The organism is Pseudomonas sp. NFPP25, assembly GCF_900116505.1.
Lineage (GTDB): Bacteria > Pseudomonadota > Gammaproteobacteria > Pseudomonadales > Pseudomonadaceae > Aquipseudomonas > Aquipseudomonas protegens.
On sequence record NZ_FPBG01000005.1, the window covers coordinates 284,533 to 302,606 of the forward strand.

Below are 18,074 nucleotides of genomic sequence, written 5' to 3' on the forward strand. Positions count from 1 at the left end.
CATCCATGACGTTTGCCCAAGGCGCCCTGGCGGGCGTGAAAATCATCGATCTCAGCCGTGTGCTGGGCGGCCCCTACTGTTCCCAGGCCCTGGCCGACCACGGCGCCGAGGTGATCAAGCTGGAACCTTTGAGCGGCGATGAGACCCGGGGCTGGGGGCCGCCTTTCGAAGGTGATGACGCGGCGTATTTTCGCGGCATCAACCGTAACAAGCAGGGGATCGCCGTCGACCTGTCGCGCCCCGAAGGCCTGGCCCTGCTGATGCAGTTGCTGGAAGGCGCCGACGTGCTGATCGAGAACTTCAAGCCGGGCACCCTGCAGCGTTGGGGCATCGGTTACCAGGAGGTGCTGAGCCAGCGTTTTCCGGCGTTGATCCACTGCGGGATTTCCGGCTTTGGCGCCGATGGCCCGCTGGGCGGGCTACCGGGTTACGACGCGGTGATCCAGGCCATGGCCGGGCTGATGAGCGTCAACGGCGAAGGCGACGGCGGGCCGTTGCGCATCGGCCTGCCGATTGTCGATATGGTCACCGGCCTGAATGCCCTGGCGGGGATTCTCCTGGCCCTCAACGAGCGCCAGCGCAGCGGCCTCGGGCAGTCACTGGACATCTCCCTGTACGACTGCGGCGTGTCCCTGCTGCACCCGCACCTGCCGAACTACTTCGCCGCCGGCCAGACGCCCAAACGCACGGGCAACGCCCATCCCAACATTGCTCCCTACGACAGCTACCGCACCGCTGGCGAGCCGATTTTCCTGGCGGTGGGCAACGACCGCCAGTTCACCCGGCTGTGCCAGGAACTGGGGGCCGGCGCGTTGCTGGAGGACCCGCGCTTTACCGACAACGGCCAGCGCTCGGTCAACCGCGAGGCCTTGAAGCAGCAACTGGAGCATTACCTGTCGGCACACGACGGCGCGTTGCTGGCCCCGCGGCTGATCGGCCTGGGGGTGCCTTGTGGTTCGATCGCCACCGTCGACCAGGTGGTGGCTCATCCCCACACCCGGCATCGCGGGCTGCTGGTGGAACTCGATGGCTACCGGGGCATAGGTTCGCCGGTGAAGTTGTCGCGCACGCCGGCCAGCTACCGTACGGCGCCGCCGAGCCTGGGGCAGGACACCCGGGCGGTATTGCAGGGGCTGGGCCTGGATGAACCGACCATCGCCGCACTGCTGGCCAGCGGCGTGGTGCACGGTTGAGGCTCAGGGGCGGCGGGCCCGCAGCAGAGTGAAGCTGATGGCCGGGCTCTGTTGCAGGACCTTGTCGCCAGCCAGCACCTGCACCGCCAACCGGTGCTGGCCACGGTCGATATTCACCAGTTGCAGCTCGGGCCCCTGGCCGGCCTGGCCATAGGGCCGGCCATCCAGCAGCAGGCGCAGACGGTGGCCGGGCCGCAGGCTGGGCTGCAACTCCACCTGCACGCTGAAACTGCCGTTGTTGGCGCGCAAGGCACCGTGCTCCGGTACGCCGCTCAGTTGCAGGCGTTCGTAGGCCTGAAGGGTGCTGGCAGGTTGTGCTGCCGGCGTATGTGGCGCCGGTGTGGCCGGGCTGGGGAGGCGATTCGGCGCGGGCGTTTCAATCTGCCGGTACGATGTTCCCGGCGGCTGGTCGCTATAGGCGCGATTACCGGCCGAATCGGTGTACTGGTAGATCTGCGCGCCGGCTGGCAATGCGCTGATCCACAGCAGGCAAGCAATGACGAGGCGCATCTCGCAGATCCTGGCGGGTGCCTGAAAGGCTCCAGCATAAGGTGCTGCTGCGCGTGGCGCAGGCGCCGTTAACCTTTGAACACACATAACTCTGCCGTGGCACGAACCATCGCCAGTCGTCGCAGTGGGTCGCTGCTGCTGGCCTGATTGGCCCGGGCCAGCCATTGCGGGCATTGGCGGTCGGTGCGCTGCGGGCTGAAGTCGGCCAGTTGCTGCAGCAGGCGTTTTTGTAACTGATCAAGTTGGGGGCGTATCTGCCCGGCCAGGTCCTGGCGCGGAGTGTCCGGTGCCCGGCCTTGCAAGTGCCAGGCCGAGAGTCGGGCGTATTGCACCAGCTTGTTGGCTTCGATCTGGGCGGTGAAGAACTGCCCAACCGTTTCTTCGCTCAAGTGATAGGTTGCGGCCTGGGCGGTTGCCCCGGCGATCACCTGTTGTTCCCGCGGGCGGTCTTCCACGGCCTTGTGGCTGTCCCATTTGCTCAGGGCCACCTGATCGGCAATCGCCAGGCGTTCGCCGATGCTCTGCAGCAGCGGGGCGAGGGCGGGCGGGGCGTCACTGGCGCAGGCGGCGGTGGCGAACAGGCTGCAAGTCAGGGCGAGGCACAGGTTGAGGCGCGAAGTCATGGGCGGGCTCGGCTGCTGATGGGGAGACGGCGCCCATGATGCACGCAACCACCCCGGGCAGGGCAAATGCGCGGGCATAAAAAAAGGCCTCCCGAAGGAGGCCTCTTGATCACGCGGCTTGCGCCGGCGTTACCGGATCAGCAGCTGTAGTACAGCTCGTATTCCAGTGGGTGTACGAAGGTACGTACCTTGATTTCTTCTTCGCTTTTCAGGGCGATGTAGGCGTCGATGAAGTCGTCGCTGAAAACGCCGCCTTTGGTCAGGAACGCACGACCTTTGTCCAGCTCTTCCAGGGCTTCCTTCAGGCTGCCGCAAACTTGTGGGATCTCTTTGGCCTCTTCAGGCGGCAGGTCGTACAGGTTTTTGTCAGCAGCGTCGCCAGGGTGGATCTTGTTCTGGATACCGTCCAGGCCGGCCATCAGCAGGGCAGCGAAGGCCAGGTACGGGTTGGCAGCCGGGTCCGGGAAACGGGCTTCGATACGGCGGGCCTTAGGGCTCGACACGTAAGGAATACGGATCGAAGCGGAACGGTTGCGCGCCGAGTAGGCCAGCATGACCGGGGCTTCGAAGCCTGGCACCAGACGCTTGTAGGAGTTGGTCGCCGGGTTGGTGAAGCCGTTCAGGGCCTTACCGTGCTTGATGATGCCGCCGATGAAGTACAGGGCGGTATCGGACAGGCCGGCATAGCCTTCACCTGCGAAGGTGTTCTTGCCGTCTTTCCAGATCGACATGTGGACGTGCATGCCCGAGCCGTTGTCGCCGTACAGAGGCTTGGGCATGAAGGTGGCAGTGCGGCCGTAGGCGTCAGCCACGTTGTGCACCACGTACTTCAGGGTCTGGGTTTCGTCGGCCTTCTTCACCAGGGTGTTGAACTTGACGCCGATTTCGTTCTGGCCGGCAGTCGCCACTTCGTGGTGGTGAACTTCGACGGTCAGGCCCATTTCTTCCAGTGCGTTGCACATGGAGGTACGGATTTCGTGGTCGTGGTCGAACGGTGGAACCGGGAAGTAGCCGCCCTTGACGCCTGGACGGTGGCCCTTGTTACCGCCTTCGATGTCCTGGTCGGACATCCACGAACCTTGTTCGGAGTAGATCTTGAACATGGAGCCGGAGATGTCGGACTTGAATTTCACCTGGTCGAAGATGAAGAACTCTGGCTCTGGGCCGGCGAATACGGTGTCGCCGATACCGGTGGCTTTCAGGTGCTCTTCGGCGCGCTTGGCGATGGCACGTGGGTCACGATCGTAACCCTGCATGCTCGAAGGCTCGATGATGTCGCACACCAGGATCAGGGTCGGTTCTTCGGTGAACGGGTCCAGTACGGCGGTTTCGTCGTCCGGCATCAGGATCATGTCGGAGGCTTCGATGCCTTTCCAGCCAGCGATGGAGGAGCCGTCGAACATCTTGCCAGCTTCGAAGAAGTCTTCATCCAGCGCATCACGAGCCGGCATGGTCACGTGATGTTGAGTGCCCTTGGTGTCAGTGAAGCGCAGATCAATCCATTTGACGTCATGATCTTTGATGAGTTGAACCGACTTCGACATAGTGTCCTCCGGGTGGCTTCGGGCTTGGTGTTGGAGTGCCCTTAGAATGTGGGTGATGCCGGCGCGAATACTCTGCCATGGCAACCTGCCTCACAAGGGAGCAAATTGCATGCCAGTGCCCCGAGATGGGTTTTCTGCCCCAAAATCACGCTTTCTGCGACGTATTGGGTTGAATGCCGGCATTCGGCGCACTGCAATGTAGCGTCTTTGCCAATAAATGACCCGTTTTGGTGCATCGAAAACCTTCTGCACATAAACTGGTTAAACCTTGAGCAATTTCCGCTATAATCCGCGCCCCCCTTTTTCGGCTGGCCCAGCGCGCGCTGTTTTCATGAAACTAATCGTTAAAGTTTTCCCGGAAATCACCATCAAGAGCCGCCCGGTTCGGACGCGTTTCATCCGTCAGTTGGCGAAGAACATCCGTGCCGTGCTCCGCGACCTGGACCCGGCCGTGGTGGTCAATGGTGTGTGGGACAACCTCGAGCTGGAAACCGCCGTCAGCGAGCCCAAGGCCCTGAAGGACATGACCGAGCGCCTGAGCTGCATGCCCGGCATCGCGCATTTCCTGCAGGTCGACGAGTACCCTCTGGGCGACTTCGACGACATCGTCGCCAAGTGCAAGCAGCACTTTGGCGAAGCCCTCCCGGGGAAGGTTTTTGCCGTGCGCTGCAAGCGTGCCGGCAAGCATGAATTCAGCTCCATGGACGTGGAAAAATACGTCGGCAGCCAACTGCGTCGGCAGTGCGGCGCCGCCGGAATTTCCCTGAAAGAGCCTGAAATCGAAGTGCGGATGGAAATTCGCGACCAACGGTTGTTTGTGATCCACAGCCAGCACAACGGCATCGGCGGCTACCCGCTGGGCGCCCTGGAACAGACCCTGGTGCTGATGTCCGGCGGTTTCGATTCCACCGTCGCGGCCTACCAGATCATGCGCCGCGGCCTGATGGGGCATTTCTGCTTCTTCAACCTGGGCGGGCGTGCCCATGAACTGGGCGTGATGGAAGTCGCGCACTATATATGGAAGAAGTACGGCAGCTCCCAGCGCGTGCTGTTCGTCAGCGTGCCGTTCGAGGAAGTGCTCGGGGAAATCCTCGGCAAAGTCGACAACAGTCATATGGGCGTCATTTTGAAGCGTATGATGTTGCGTGCCGCGTCGAGCATCGCCGACCGCCTGCACATCGATGCGCTGGTGACCGGCGAGGCGATTTCCCAGGTGTCCAGCCAGACCCTGCCGAACCTGTCGGTGATCGACTGCGTGACCGAGAAACTGGTACTGCGCCCCCTGATCGCCAGCCACAAGCAGGACATCATCGACCTGGCCGTGGAGATCGGCACGGCCGACTTCGCCAAGCACATGCCGGAGTACTGCGGGGTCATTTCGGTGAACCCCAAGACCCATGCCAAGCGCCATCGCGTCGAGCATGAAGAGAAAGAATTCGATATGGCGGTGCTCGAGCGTGCGATCGAGCGGGCCAAACTGGTGCCGATCGATCGGGTGATCGACGAGTTGGGCCAGGATGTACAGATTGAAGAAGTCAGTGAGGCGCTGGCCGGTCAGATCGTCATCGACATCCGTCATCCGGATGCCGAGGAAGACCAGCCGCTGGAGCTCGCAGGCATCGAAGTAAAAGCGCTGCCGTTCTATGCATTGAACGCCCGCTTCAAGGAACTGGACCCTACGCGCCAGTACCTGCTGTATTGCGACAAAGGCGTCATGAGTCGCCTGCATGCTCACCATCTGCTCAGTGAGGGACATGCCAATGTGCGCGTTTATAGACCGAGCTAAGTGCCCGGGGATGTTCGCCTGTGGCTTGCGTCACCGGCCCCCCGACGCCGCCGTCCAGCTGTAACGGCCAGGCCTGAATCTATTGTTAATCGCTGCCAGCATTTGTCAGCACACCGAATCCTCTGATCGAGATACACAAGTGATCGAAAATCTACGCAACATCGCCATCATTGCCCACGTTGACCATGGTAAGACCACCCTGGTAGACAAACTCCTGCGTCAATCCGGCACCCTGGAACGCAACGAGCTCAACGACGAGCGCGTGATGGACTCCAACGACCAGGAAAAAGAGCGCGGCATTACCATCCTGGCGAAAAACACCGCCATCAACTGGAACGGCTACCACATCAACATCGTGGACACCCCGGGCCACGCCGACTTCGGCGGCGAAGTTGAGCGCGTAATGTCCATGGTCGACTCCGTGCTGCTGCTGGTCGACGCTCAAGACGGCCCTATGCCGCAAACCCGTTTCGTGACCAAGAAGGCTTTCGAAGCCGGCCTGCGTCCAATCGTGGTGATCAACAAGGTCGACCGTCCGGGCGCGCGTCCTGACTGGGTTCTGGACCAGATCTTCGACCTGTTCGACAACCTGGGCGCCACCGAAGAACAGCTGGACTTCAAAGTCGTCTACGCCTCGGCCCTGAACGGCATCGCCGGTCTGGACCACACCGAAATGGCCGAAGACATGACCCCGCTGTACCAGTCGATCGTCGACAACGTGCCAGCGCCAAGCGTTGACCGTGACGGTCCGTTCCAGATGCAGATCTCCGCTCTGGACTACAACAGCTTCCTGGGTGTGATCGGCGTTGGCCGTATCGCTCGCGGTCGCGTCAAGCCCAACACCCCGGTAGTGGCCATCGACGTCGACGGCAAGCGCCGCAACGGTCGTATCCTCAAGCTGATGGGCCACCACGGTCTGCACCGCGTAGACGTTGAAGAAGCCGCTGCCGGCGACATCGTCTGCATCAGCGGTTTCGACGAGCTGTTCATCTCCGACACCCTGTGCGACCCGACCGCTGTTGAAGCGATGAAGCCGCTGACCGTCGACGAGCCAACCGTTTCCATGACCTTCCAGGTCAACGACTCGCCATTCTGCGGTAAAGAAGGCAAGTTCGTGACCTCCCGTAACATCAAGGAGCGTCTGGACAAGGAGCTGCTGTACAACGTTGCTCTGCGTGTCGAAGAAGGCGACTCGGCCGACAAGTTCAAGGTTTCCGGCCGTGGTGAGCTGCACCTGTCGGTACTGATCGAAACCATGCGTCGCGAAGGTTTCGAAATGGGCGTTGGCCGTCCTGAAGTGATCATCCGTGAAGTTGACGGCGTGAAGCAGGAACCGTTCGAAAACGTCACCATCGACATCCCTGAAGATTCCCAGGGCAAGGTCATGGAAGAAATGGGCCTGCGTAAGGGCGACCTGAGCAACATGGTTCCGGATGGCAAGGGCCGTGTACGCCTGGAATACAACATTCCAGCCCGTGGTCTGATCGGTTTCCGTAACCAGTTCCTGACCCTGACCAACGGTGCAGGCATCCTGACCTCGATCTTCGATCGCTACGCTCCGATGAAGTCCGGCCACATGTCCGGCCGTCAGAACGGCGTACTGGTATCGGTAGAAACCGGCAAGGCCCTGACCTACTCCCTGGAAACCCTGCAGGCGCGCGGCAAGCTGTTCGTCGAGCACGGCCAGGAAATCTACAACGGTCAGATCGTTGGTCTGAACAGCCGTGACAACGACCTGGGTGTGAACCCAACCAAAGGCAAGAAGCTCGACAACATGCGTGCTTCGGGCAAGGACGAAACCATCGCCCTGGTTCCACCGGTCCGTTTCACCCTGGAACAGGCTCTGGAATTCATCCAGGACGACGAGCTGTGTGAAGTGACGCCTAAGTCCATCCGTCTTCGCAAGAAGATCCTGGACGAAGGCGAGCGTACTCGCGCTGCCAAGAAAGCCAAGAACTGAGTCTTTAGTTCCGGCTGAATGAAAACGCCCCCGGCCTTGCGGCCGGGGGCGTTTTTTTTGATCTGTGAAAAAGCTCGGGTCCTGTAGCCGCTGCCTAGCCTGCGAGGCTGCGATCGACCGCGTAGCGGTCGTAAAACGGTGTATCTGAAACTCTGCAGTGGCCCGTACTGCGGCGGCTTTGCAGCCGTTCGCAGCCTCGCCAAGGCTCGGCAGCGGCTACAGGGCGGCAGGGTTACATGGGGAACGGGGTTGCAGGCGCAGGCCGGGGCTCAGAAGCGTTCCAGGGTCCGGCTGCTGGTATTGGTCGGGCGCACCTGAGGCTTGGGCTTGTAGGCGCAGTAACCGGGGCGCGGGCCGATCTTCGGATGGTTGCGGCAGGTGTCCGGGCGCTTGTCATAAATGGTGCACAGGCGGCTTTTACGATCCAGATACAGGCAGTCGTTGTTGCTCATGCGCTGCAGGGTGAAGATTTCCGACTTCTGGTTGTAGCGCTCGACGATGCCTTCCTTCTGCAGGCGCTTGGCGATGTTCTTCGCCGGCTCGCCGCGTTCGAATTCATCGACGATGCCGATGCGGATCAGGTCCTTGATCTTCACTTCCACCGGCAGTGTGCAGCAGCTGGACATGCAGGAGCCGCACATGGGGGCGGTGTACTTGGCCCAGGTATCGAGACGATCGATTTCCGCGGCGGCGATCAGGTTGGACTTCATCAAGGTCATTTCCGGCAGGTGTTCCAGGGCGCGCGATCATACCGGGACTGGTGGATTTTTGAACGACTTTAGGTCGGATTTTTCTTCATGTGGCGCCGAACAATACCTGGCGGCACGGCAACTGCATCCTTTTCTCCCGCTGGCGCAGAAGACTCCCTGTTTAGCCGAGCCATTTGAAATAGCGCCGAACCAGAGCCTTCGCCTCGTGTCAGACCGACTAGGCTCAGACAATTCCATGCTCACTGTGTATCTCGTCAGAGGTCGTATCGATGACTCAGGAACCCCTTGTTCGCGACGCTGAGGTGGCCGCTTTTCGCGAAGCCGTCTTGACCAAACTCACCTACGCGGTAGGCAAAGACCCGGATCACGCCTTCGACCACGACTGGTTCGAAGCCATTGCCCTGGCCGCGCGGGACCACATGGTCGACCACTGGATGGATCACACGCGGCAGATCTACCGCAAGGGCCAGAAGCGGGTGTACTACCTGTCCCTGGAGTTCCTTATCGGCCGCCTGCTGTTCGACAGCCTGAGCAACCTCGGGCTGTTGGAGGTGGCCCGCGAGGCCCTCACCGACCTGGGGGTGGACCTGGAGCGCATCCGCCTGCTGGAGCCCGATGCGGCCTTGGGCAACGGTGGCCTGGGGCGCCTGGCGGCATGCTTCATGGAAAGCATGTCGACCCTGGGCATCGCCGGCCACGGCTACGGCATCCGCTACGAACACGGGCTGTTCCGCCAGGCCATCGTCGATGGCTGGCAGCAGGAGCAGACCGAGCACTGGCTGGATTTCGGCAACCCCTGGGAGTTCGAGCGCCCCGAGGTGATCTACTCCATCGGCTTTGGTGGCAGTGTCGACACCGTGACCGACGAGGCGGGCAACACCCGGCAGGTCTGGTGGCCGGCGGAAACGGTGCGCGCGGTGGCCTACGACACCCCGGTGGTGGGCTGGCGCGGGGCCAGCGTCAACACCTTGCGCCTGTGGCGGGCACGGGCCATGGAAGACCTGCACCTGGAGCGCTTCAATGCCGGTGACCACCTGGGCGCGGTAGCCGAAGTGGCCCGGGCCGAGAGCATTTCCCGGGTGCTGTACCCGGCCGACAGCACCGAGGCCGGCCAGGAGCTGCGCCTGCGCCAGGAATATTTCTTCGTCTCGGCGTCGCTGCAGGACCTGCTGCGCCGCCACAAGAACATGCACGACTCGGTGCTCAGCCTCGGCGAGCACGCGGCGATCCAGCTCAATGACACCCACCCGTCGATCGCCGTGGCCGAGCTGATGCGCCAACTGGTCGACCTGCACGGCATCGCCTGGGACGCGGCGTGGCAGATCACCGTGGAAACCCTCTCCTACACCAACCACACCTTGCTGCCCGAGGCCCTGGAAACCTGGCCGGTGGGCCTGATGGAGCGCATGCTGCCGCGGCACATGCAGATCATCTACCTGATCAACGCCCAGCACATCGACTCGCTGCGGGCCAAGGGCCTGCACGATTTCGACGTGCTGCGGGCGGTGTCGCTGATCGAGGAAGACAACGGCCGCCGGGTGCGCATGGGCAACCTGGCGTTTCTCGGCTCCCACAGCGTCAACGGCGTGTCCGGGCTGCACACCCAGCTGATGCGCAGCACGGTGTTCTCCGAGCTGCACAAGCTGTACCCCGAGCGCATCAACAACAAGACCAACGGCATCACCTTCCGCCGCTGGCTGTACCAGGCCAACCCGCAACTCACTGAAATGCTGGTGGAGGCCCTGGGCCCCGAGCTGCTGGACAGCCCCGAGGAACTGCTCAGGGGGCTCGAACCCTTTGCCGAGAAACCGGCCTTTCGCAAACAGTTCGCCGAGCAGCGCCTGCACAGCAAGCGCGCCCTCGCGGCGATCATCCATGAGCGCCTGGGAATCGCGATCAACCCGGCGGCAATGTTCGATGTGCAGGTCAAGCGCATCCACGAATACAAGCGCCAGTTGCTCAACCTGTTGCACACCGTGGCGTTGTACCAGGCGATCCGCGCCGAGCCGGAAACCGACTGGGTACCCCGGGTGAAGATCTTCGCCGGCAAGGCTGCCGCCAGCTATCACCAGGCCAAGCTGATCATCAAGCTGACCAACGACATCGCCCGTACGGTGAACAATGACCCCACGGTGCGCGGTTTGCTCAAGGTGGTGTTCCTGCCCAACTACAACGTCAGCCTGGCGGAAAGCATCATTCCTGCCGCCGACCTGTCGGAGCAGATCTCCACCGCCGGGTTCGAGGCCTCGGGCACCAGCAACATGAAGTTCGGCCTCAATGGCGCGTTGACCATCGGCACCCTGGACGGCGCCAACGTCGAGATGTGCGAGCAGGTCGGCGCGGAGCACATGTTCATCTTCGGCCTCAGTGCCCAGCAGGTGGAGGCGCGCAAACGCAATGGCGAGTTCAGCGCGGTGCCGGACATCGCCGCCTCCCATCGGCTGAACGACGTGCTGCAGGCGATTCGCGGCGGGGTGTTCTCCCCGGACGATCCGTCGCGCTATACCGCGCTGATCGATTCGCTGATCGATTACGACCGGTTCCTGGTCTGCGCCGATTTCGACGCTTACTGGAACGCCCAGGCTCGGGTCGAGGAGCGCTGGCACGACTCCAAGGAATGGTGGCGTTCGGCGGTGCTCAACACTGCGCGCATGGGCTGGTTCTCTTCGGACCGGACCATCCGTGAATACGCTACGGAGATCTGGAAGGCCCTGGAATGAGGCCCCTGAGAAAATTCTAGAAGTGTGTACAAGGCCCAGCGTTTGTTGGGCCTTGCCGATATACTGGGCAGCGTTTTGCCTCCCCGGCGGTGTCTTTTGTCTGGTGTCCGGCTTCCAAGCGGGGAGGGGCCTTTACCGGTTTACCGGCGCGGGCACCCATACGGTTGCACCCGTCCGTCAATGGACTGCTTAGGGATATCGACACATGCAATGGATATTCATGCTGCTGGGAGGGGGACTGGGCTGGCTCCTTGACGAGTCCTTCAGCGACGCCCTGATTGGCGCGGTCTCGGGCTTGGCCATCGGCCTGGCGATTCGTTCCGACGCCTTGCATCGACAAGTTGTCGACCAGCATCGTGAGCTGGAGAAGGCAAAGAAGGCCCTCGCTACCCTGGGCCAGCGCCTTGCCCTGCTGGAAAGTACCGGCGGCCCCGCTGCCGAGCCCGCCTCAGAACCCCAGGCCAGCGCCCCGCTGGCCGAGGCAGGCAGCGGCATGAGCGCCGCGCCGGAACTTGCAGACCTTCCCGAATTCATTCTTGAGGAAGTCCAGCCCGTGGAGCCGGCGCCGGCTGCCCCCGAGCTGGTCTGGGAGTTGCCCGCGGCAGCGAGCCCTGCCGCCTCCGTGGAGGCCAGCCAGCCGGTGCCGGAGTCGGTGTGGCAACCCCAGCCCCAGGCGCCGGCCCGTGAGTCCGTAGCTGCGCCTCGGGAACCCAACCTGATCGAGCGCGCCCTGAGCGGCGCGCGCAACTGGCTGTTTGGCGGCAACACTGTGCTGCGGGTCGGCGTGGTGCTGTTGTTCCTTGGCCTGGCTTTCCTTCTGCGCTACGCCACCGAAGGCATGGTGGTGCCGCTGGAGCTGCGCTACGCCGGGGTTGCGGCCTGCTCCCTGGGCCTGTTGGGCCTGGGCTGGTGGTTGCGGCGGCGCAACAGCAACTACGCCCTGATGCTCCAGGGCACCGGTATCGCCGTGCTGTACCTGACGGTGTTCGCGGCGATGCGCCTGCATCCGTTGCTCGACCCTTCCGCGGCCCTTGGCCTGTTGGTGGCGGTCACGGTGTTTTCGGCGATCCTGGCCATTACCCAGGACGCCCTCAGTCTGGCGGCCGCTGCAGCCCTGGGCGGCTTTGCCGCACCGATCCTGACGTCCACCGGCGCCGGCAGCCATGTGGCACTGTTCAGTTACTTCGCCCTGCTCAATGCCGGCATCCTGGCCATTGCCTGGTTCAAGGCCTGGCGCCTGCTGAACCTGATCGGCTTTGTCGGCACCTTCGGTATCGGCTTTGCCTGGGGCCTGCGCTCCTACACGCCGGAGCTGCTGTGGAGCACCGAGCCCTTCCTGATCCTGTTCTTTGTCATGTACCTGGCCATCGGCCTGCTGTTCACCCGGCGCAAGCTGCTGGAAATGCCCGACGCACCGGCGGATGACAGCCGCCAGGCGCTGCTGCACTGGTCTGCGCGCAAGGCTGACTACGTCGACGGCAGCATGCTCTTCGGCCCGCCCCTGGTGGGCTTCGGCCTGCAACTGGCGCTGGTCCAGCACCTGGAGTTCGCCGCTTCCTTCAGTGCCCTGGCCCTGGGCCTGACCTACATGGTCCTGGCCCGGCTACTGATGGGCGGCCGCGCCCTGTTGCTGGGTGAAACCTGCCTGGCCCTGGGCGTGATCTTCGCCAGCCTGGCGATCCCTCTAGGCCTGGATGCGCGCTGGACCTGCGCCGCCTGGGCCGTGGAAGGGGCGGGAATCTTCTGGCTCGGCCTGCGCCAGCAACGGCCGCTGGCCCGGGCGTTCGCCCTGCTGCTGCAACTGGGGTCGGCCCTGGCCTTCCTCAGTAAGCTGCAGCCTGGCGCTACCAGCCTGCTGGACGGCGCGCCGCTGGGGGCGTTGCTGCTGGGCGTCGCGCTGCTGTTCAGCTTCGACCAGTTGCGGCGGGCGCGGAAGACCCAGGTAGCGAGCTGGGAGCAGGGCATTGCGCCGATCCTGGCGGTGGCCGGGCTGGCTTTCCTGTACCTGCTGGCGCCGTTGTTCCTGTTCACCCAGGGCACCGCCATCAGCTGGGCGGTGGCCGGGTTGGCGACGCTGTTTGTCGGCCTGCGCCTGCAATCGCGGACGTTCCTGTTCACCGCCTTCGCCGTGCAGCTGTTGGGCGGTGCGCTGTTCCTGATGCGCCTGCAAGGTGCGGACGGCGATGCCGGTGCGGTGTTCAACGCCGGCTGGAGCGGGCTGATGAGCGCTTCGCTGATTGGCCTGGCGCTGATCGGCGGCATGCTCATGGCAGCCCGCAATGACATGGTGCGCAGCGATCCGCGGCTGCTGCGGGGCTTGTCCCTGGTACTGCTGGCCGGCCTGATGATGATCAACCTGGCGGTGCTGTTCGTCCTGCCCTGGAGCACGGCCAGTGGCGTCTGGGCCGCCAGTGGCCTGCTGATCATCTGGCTCAGCCTGTATCTGCAGCAGCGGGCCAGCTTTGTCTTCGGCCTGGTGCTCCAGGTGATTGGCGGCAGCACTTTCCTGCTGGCCGGTTCGGGTTGGTATTTCGTGGCGGCGGACGCTGCGCGGCCTCTGGCCAATGGCGATTTCTGGACGCCGATGGTCCTGGCCCTGGCGGCCCTGGTGGGCGCCTGGCGCCTGCAGCGGGGCAACCATGGTTCGGCCTTCGATACCTTGAGCCTGGGCCATCTGTCCGATCTGTTGCTGGCCTGGGGCGCCTGCTGGTGGGCCTTTACCTGGCTCAAGGAAGTGCTGCGCTTCGCCCCGGCCCATTGGCAGGCCAGCCTGCTGTTGCTGATCAGCGCGGCTAGCGTGTTGCTCTGGGCGCTGCTGGCGGTACGTTTGAAATGGTCGTCCCTGGGCCTGTTGTGCAGCCTGTTGATACCAGCCGCGGGTCTGGTGCTCCTGGCTTCCTGGGCTCCGCGCTATCACCCGGCGGCGGATTTCGGCTGGCTGGCCTGGACCCTGTTGTTCGCCGTGCACTTCTTCAGCCAGCGGCGCCTGGCGTCGCAGCTGCCGGCACGGGTGGCGAGCATCGCCCATGTGCTGGGCTGCTGGTTGCTGATCGGCGTGCTGGCGCTGGAGCTGCGTTATGGCCTGCTGCTGTTGTCCGAGCAGTACAACGCCTGGCGCTGGCTGGGCTGGGCGATCCTGCCGAGCCTGTACCTGGTGGCGATGGCCGCGCCGCGCGCCTGGCCGTGGCCGGTTTCTGCCCACTCCCGCGAGTACCGCCTGTATGCCGCGCTGCCCCTGGCGGTGCTGATGCTCGGCTGGTTCTGGCTGGCGAATATCTTCAGCGATGGCCGGGCCGAACCACTGCCTTACCTGCCGCTGCTCAACCCGCTGGAACTGGGGCTGCTGTTCGCGCTGTTCGGCGTCTATGTCTGGTCGCGCAGCGCGGTGCGGGAACTGGCGATCCGTGCCGACTACGCCGAGCGTGCCACGCAACTGGTGGCGGGGCTGTCGCTGTTCGCCTTCTTCACCGTGCTGGTGATGCGGGCGGCCCACCATTGGAGCGGCGTGCCGTTCCAGGCGGATGCGTTGCTGGAATCGATGATGGTCCAGGCCGGGCTGTCCATCGTCTGGACCCTGATTGCCCTGAGCCTGATGATCGGCGGCCACCTGCGTCATCGCCGTGAAGTCTGGCTGATCGGCGCAGTGCTGATTGCCGTGGTGGTGGCCAAGCTGTTCCTGGTGGAGTTGAGCAACCGTGGCGGGCTGGCGCGGATCGTCTCGTTCATCGGGGTGGGAGTATTGCTGCTGGTGGTGGGCTATTTCGCCCCATTGCCGCCCAAGCGCGCCGAGGCGCAAGCCGAGCCCGGCAAACCGTTGAATGAAGGAGTGTCATCGTGAGTGTGAAGCTGAGCCTGGGCTGGTTGGGGGCTGTGGGCCTGTGTGTGGCGTTGTCCGCCGTGGCCCAGGACAAACCGGGGGACTTCAAGTCCCTGGCACCCCTGAGCCTGAGCGGCGAGGGGCCCTGGTATCGCCTGGAACTGCCGTTGGCGGTGCAACTGCACGCCAGCCAGACCGACCTGCGGGATATCCGTGTGTTCAACGCTGCCGGTGAGCCCCAGGCCTATGCCCTGGCGCGCCAGCAGGCGCAGACCACCGAGCAGCACACGCTCAGCGATGTGAAGTGGTTCCCGTTGTACAGCTCGGCAGATGCCGCCGACAGCACCCCCAGCGTGCGGGTGCAATCCACCACCAATGGCACGCTGGTGGAGGTTCAGCCCTCCACTCAACTGGAGGCCGGCGAGGAGGTCCTGCGTGGCTGGTTGCTGGATGCCAGCGCAATCAAGGCACCGTTGCAGCAACTGGTGCTGGACTGGACCAGCGAACGCGATGGCTTCCAGCGGTTCAGCATCGAAGCCAGCGACGACCTGCAACACTGGCAGCCCTGGGGCGAAGGCCAGGTGGCGCGCCTGTCGTTCGCCGACGAGCGGGTCGAACAGCATGAAGTGGCCTTGCCCGGGCAGACGGCGCGCTACCTGCGCCTCTTGTGGAACACCCCGCAAACGGCGCCGGTGCTGACTTCGGCGCAATTGCAAAGCAGTACCACCAGCAGCCTGCCATCGCCGCTGGTGTGGTCGCAGCCCCTGAAGGGCAGCAGTGCCAAGGCCGGCGAGTACACCTGGCAGCTGCCCATGGGTTTGAACCTGGAACGGGTGCGCATTGCCCTGACCCAGGCCAACAGCCTGGCTCCGGCCACGCTTTATGGGCGCCGAGAAAGCAGCCTGCCGTGGCAGCCACTGGGCAATGGCCTGCTGTACCGCCTGACCCAGAATGGCCAGGACGTGCAGCAGAACGAACTGCAACTGCCGGGGCAGACCGTGCAGCAACTCAGGCTGGTGGTGGATGAACGTGGTGGCGGCCTGGGCGCCGAGGCCCCGAGCCTGGAGTTCGCCGTGCGTGGCACCCAACTGGTGTTCCTGGCTCGGGGAGCCGGCCCTTACACCCTGGCCCTGGGCAACCCCACCGCGAGCGCGGCCAACCTGCCGCTGGCGACCCTGATCCCCGACTACAGTGCGCAACGCCTCAAGCAGTTGGGCCAGGCCAAGGTCGAGGGTGCGGCGCAGCTGGCCTCGGCCACTGTCGCTCCTGCCGCTGCCGCTGCCGTGGCGGCAGGCGGGCCGGACTGGAAGAAGATCGGCCTGTGGGCCGTATTGCTTCTCGGGGTGCTGGCCCTGGCCGGCATGGCCTTCAGCATGTTGCGCAAACCCGCGGCCTGAGGCGGGCAGGTGTGGCGAGGGACCAAGCTCCCTCGCCACCAAGGTCCATCGTGCCTGGGGTTTTTGACTACGCTGAAACCGGCGCCTGAACTCTAACTGGCGGTTCCCTGTCTGAGAGGAGGAAATGCGCCTCGACTCGCGTTAAACTGCGCGGGTTTTTAGCCCCCCATTCCTCCGGAGCCTTCCATGTCCCGCGTTACCCTGAGTCGCTATTTGATTGAGCAGACCCGCAGCAACAACACTCCTGCCGATCTGCGCTTCCTGATCGAAGTGGTGGCGCGTGCTTGCAAGGAGATCAGCCACGCCGTTTCCAAGGGCGCCCTGGGCGGTGTCCTGGGCAGCATGGGCACGGAAAACGTGCAGGGCGAAGTGCAGAAGAAGCTCGACGTGATCTCCAACGAGATCCTGCTTGAAGCCAACGAATGGGGCGGCCACCTGGCCGGCATGGCGTCCGAGGAAATGGACAATGCCTACCAGATCCCGGGCAAGTACCCCAAAGGCGCCTACCTGCTGGTATTCGACCCGCTGGACGGCTCCTCGAACATCGATATCAACGCACCGGTCGGCACCATTTTCTCGGTACTGCGCTGCCCGAACGAGTACCTGAGCCAGAACGAAGCCCTGAATGAAAAGGCCTTCCTGCAGCCGGGCACCCAGCAGGTCGCCGCCGGTTACGCCATCTACGGCCCGCAGACCATGCTGGTGCTGACCCTGGGCGACGGCGTCAAAGGCTTCACCCTGGACCGCGAAATGGGCAGCTTCGTCCTGACCCACGAAGACATCAAGATTCCGGAATCCACCCAGGAATTCGCCATCAACATGTCCAACGAGCGTCACTGGGAAGCCCCGGTCAAGCGCTACGTGGAAGAACTGCTGGCGGGCGACACCGGCCCGCTGAAAAAGAACTACAACATGCGCTGGGTCGCGGCGATGGTGGCTGACGTGCACCGTATCCTGACCCGTGGCGGCCTGTTCATGTACCCACGTGACAGCCGCGAGCCGGAAAAACCGGGCAAGCTGCGCCTGATGTACGAAGCCAACCCGATGTCGTTCCTGGTGGAACAGGCCGGCGGCGCGTCCACCGATGGTCACAAGCGCATTCTCGACATTCAGCCTGAAGGCCTGCACCAGCGTGTGGCGGTGTTCCTCGGCTCGAAGGAAGAAGTGGCCCGCGTGACCGGCTACCACAAGGAATAAATCATGAGCGCGCCCTGGCAGCCTCTGCTTGATTGGTGGTTCGGTTCAGCCGAAAAGCCGGCGGAGATTGTCGCTGCCAAGGGCCGGTTGTGGTTCGGCAAGCGCGACAGCCAGGACCTCGAAGCGCGTCAGCGTTTCGCCGGCCTGGTGGAGCAGGCCCTGGCTGGCGGTTTGACCGAATGGGCGCAAAGCCCCCAAGGTTGGCTGGCCATGGTGCTGTTGCTCGACCAACTGCCACGGATGATCTATCGCGACACTCCCAAGGCATTTGCCGGTGACCTGCGTGCCCAGGCACTGGTGGCCCAGGGTATCGCCGCGGATTTTGACCGGCGCCTGCCGGCCATGCAGCGCTGCTTCATCTACCTGGTGTTCGAGCACTGCGAAAACCTGGCGGTGCAGAACGAGAGCGTTTCACGCTTTACCGCCCTGCACGATGAACAGCCAGCGGACGAGCGTGCAGTGTTTGCCGACAACCTGGACTACGCCGAACGGCACCAGAAAGTCATTGCCCGCTTTGGGCGCTTCCCCCATCGCAATGCCATCCTGGGCCGCGAATCCACGGCCGAGGAACTGGCTTTCCTGCGCGAGCCCGGTTCGCGTTTTTAAGAGCGCTTTCG

At 63.5% G+C, this 18,074-nt stretch carries 12 protein-coding genes; 8 read left to right on the top strand and 4 right to left on the bottom strand.

The features are described from left to right. Positions 1–5: 5 nt before the first annotated feature. Positions 6–1,193, top strand: coding sequence for a CaiB/BaiF CoA transferase family protein (locus tag BM382_RS21300; protein WP_072443832.1), 1,188 nt, complete (start codon positions 6–8; stop codon positions 1,191–1,193). 3 nt (positions 1,194–1,196) lie between these two features. Here BM382_RS21300 and BM382_RS21305 read toward each other — a convergent pair whose 3' ends face one another. From BM382_RS21305 to glnA, 3 genes are all read right to left on the bottom strand, one after another. Continuing rightward, positions 1,197–1,703, bottom strand: coding sequence for a DUF4124 domain-containing protein (locus tag BM382_RS21305; protein ID WP_072443833.1), 507 nt, complete (start codon positions 1,701–1,703; stop codon positions 1,197–1,199). 68 nt (positions 1,704–1,771) lie between these two features. Continuing rightward, the gene (locus BM382_RS21310) at positions 1,772–2,326 is read right to left on the bottom strand and encodes a chorismate mutase (protein WP_072443835.1); all 555 of its coding nucleotides are present in this window, start codon (positions 2,324–2,326) and stop codon (positions 1,772–1,774) included. A gap of 137 nt (positions 2,327–2,463) precedes the next feature. Beyond that, positions 2,464–3,870 (bottom strand): glutamate--ammonia ligase, encoded by a 1,407-nt coding sequence (gene glnA, locus BM382_RS21315; RefSeq protein ID WP_011058761.1) that lies wholly within the window; start codon positions 3,868–3,870, stop codon positions 2,464–2,466. A gap of 331 nt (positions 3,871–4,201) precedes the next feature. Here glnA and thiI point away from each other — a divergent pair, with 331 nt between their 5' ends. Continuing rightward, on the top strand, positions 4,202–5,656 hold the full coding sequence (gene thiI / locus BM382_RS21325; RefSeq protein ID WP_011058762.1) for a tRNA uracil 4-sulfurtransferase ThiI: 1,455 nt from the start codon (positions 4,202–4,204) through the stop codon (positions 5,654–5,656). A gap of 139 nt (positions 5,657–5,795) precedes the next feature. Then, on the top strand, positions 5,796–7,616 hold the full coding sequence (gene typA / locus BM382_RS21330; RefSeq protein WP_019093868.1) for a translational GTPase TypA: 1,821 nt from the start codon (positions 5,796–5,798) through the stop codon (positions 7,614–7,616). Between the two features lie 269 nt (positions 7,617–7,885). On the opposite strand, the gene BM382_RS21335 is transcribed toward typA, so the two are convergent. Continuing rightward, positions 7,886–8,326, bottom strand: a complete 441-nt coding sequence (locus BM382_RS21335) for a YkgJ family cysteine cluster protein (RefSeq protein WP_026020056.1) — start codon at positions 8,324–8,326, stop codon at positions 7,886–7,888. A gap of 269 nt (positions 8,327–8,595) precedes the next feature. Between BM382_RS21335 and BM382_RS21340 the strand changes: the two genes are divergently transcribed. The 5 genes from BM382_RS21340 to BM382_RS21360 all read left to right on the top strand — a co-directional run bounded on the left by BM382_RS21340 (position 8,596) and on the right by BM382_RS21360 (position 18,063). After that, positions 8,596–11,046, top strand: coding sequence for a glycogen/starch/alpha-glucan phosphorylase (locus BM382_RS21340; protein WP_041115300.1), 2,451 nt, complete (start codon positions 8,596–8,598; stop codon positions 11,044–11,046). A gap of 205 nt (positions 11,047–11,251) precedes the next feature. Next, a complete protein-coding gene (locus BM382_RS21345; protein ID WP_072443839.1) occupies positions 11,252–14,884 on the top strand; it encodes a DUF2339 domain-containing protein in 3,633 nt (1,210 codons plus the stop codon). Continuing rightward, positions 14,881–16,260 carry a DUF3999 domain-containing protein gene (locus tag BM382_RS21350; protein WP_072443841.1) on the top strand — a complete coding sequence of 460 codons (1,380 nt, stop codon included), beginning with the start codon at positions 14,881–14,883 and terminating at the stop codon, positions 16,258–16,260. The genes BM382_RS21345 and BM382_RS21350 overlap by 4 nt, the downstream gene beginning before the upstream one ends. A gap of 186 nt (positions 16,261–16,446) precedes the next feature. Then, on the top strand, positions 16,447–17,457 hold the full coding sequence (locus BM382_RS21355) for a class 1 fructose-bisphosphatase (protein WP_011058768.1): 1,011 nt from the start codon (positions 16,447–16,449) through the stop codon (positions 17,455–17,457). Positions 17,458–17,460: 3 nt separating this feature from the next. After that, complete coding sequence (locus BM382_RS21360; protein ID WP_011058769.1) at positions 17,461–18,063, top strand: DUF924 family protein; 603 nt, start codon at positions 17,461–17,463, stop codon at positions 18,061–18,063. Positions 18,064–18,074: the final 11 nt, after the last annotated feature.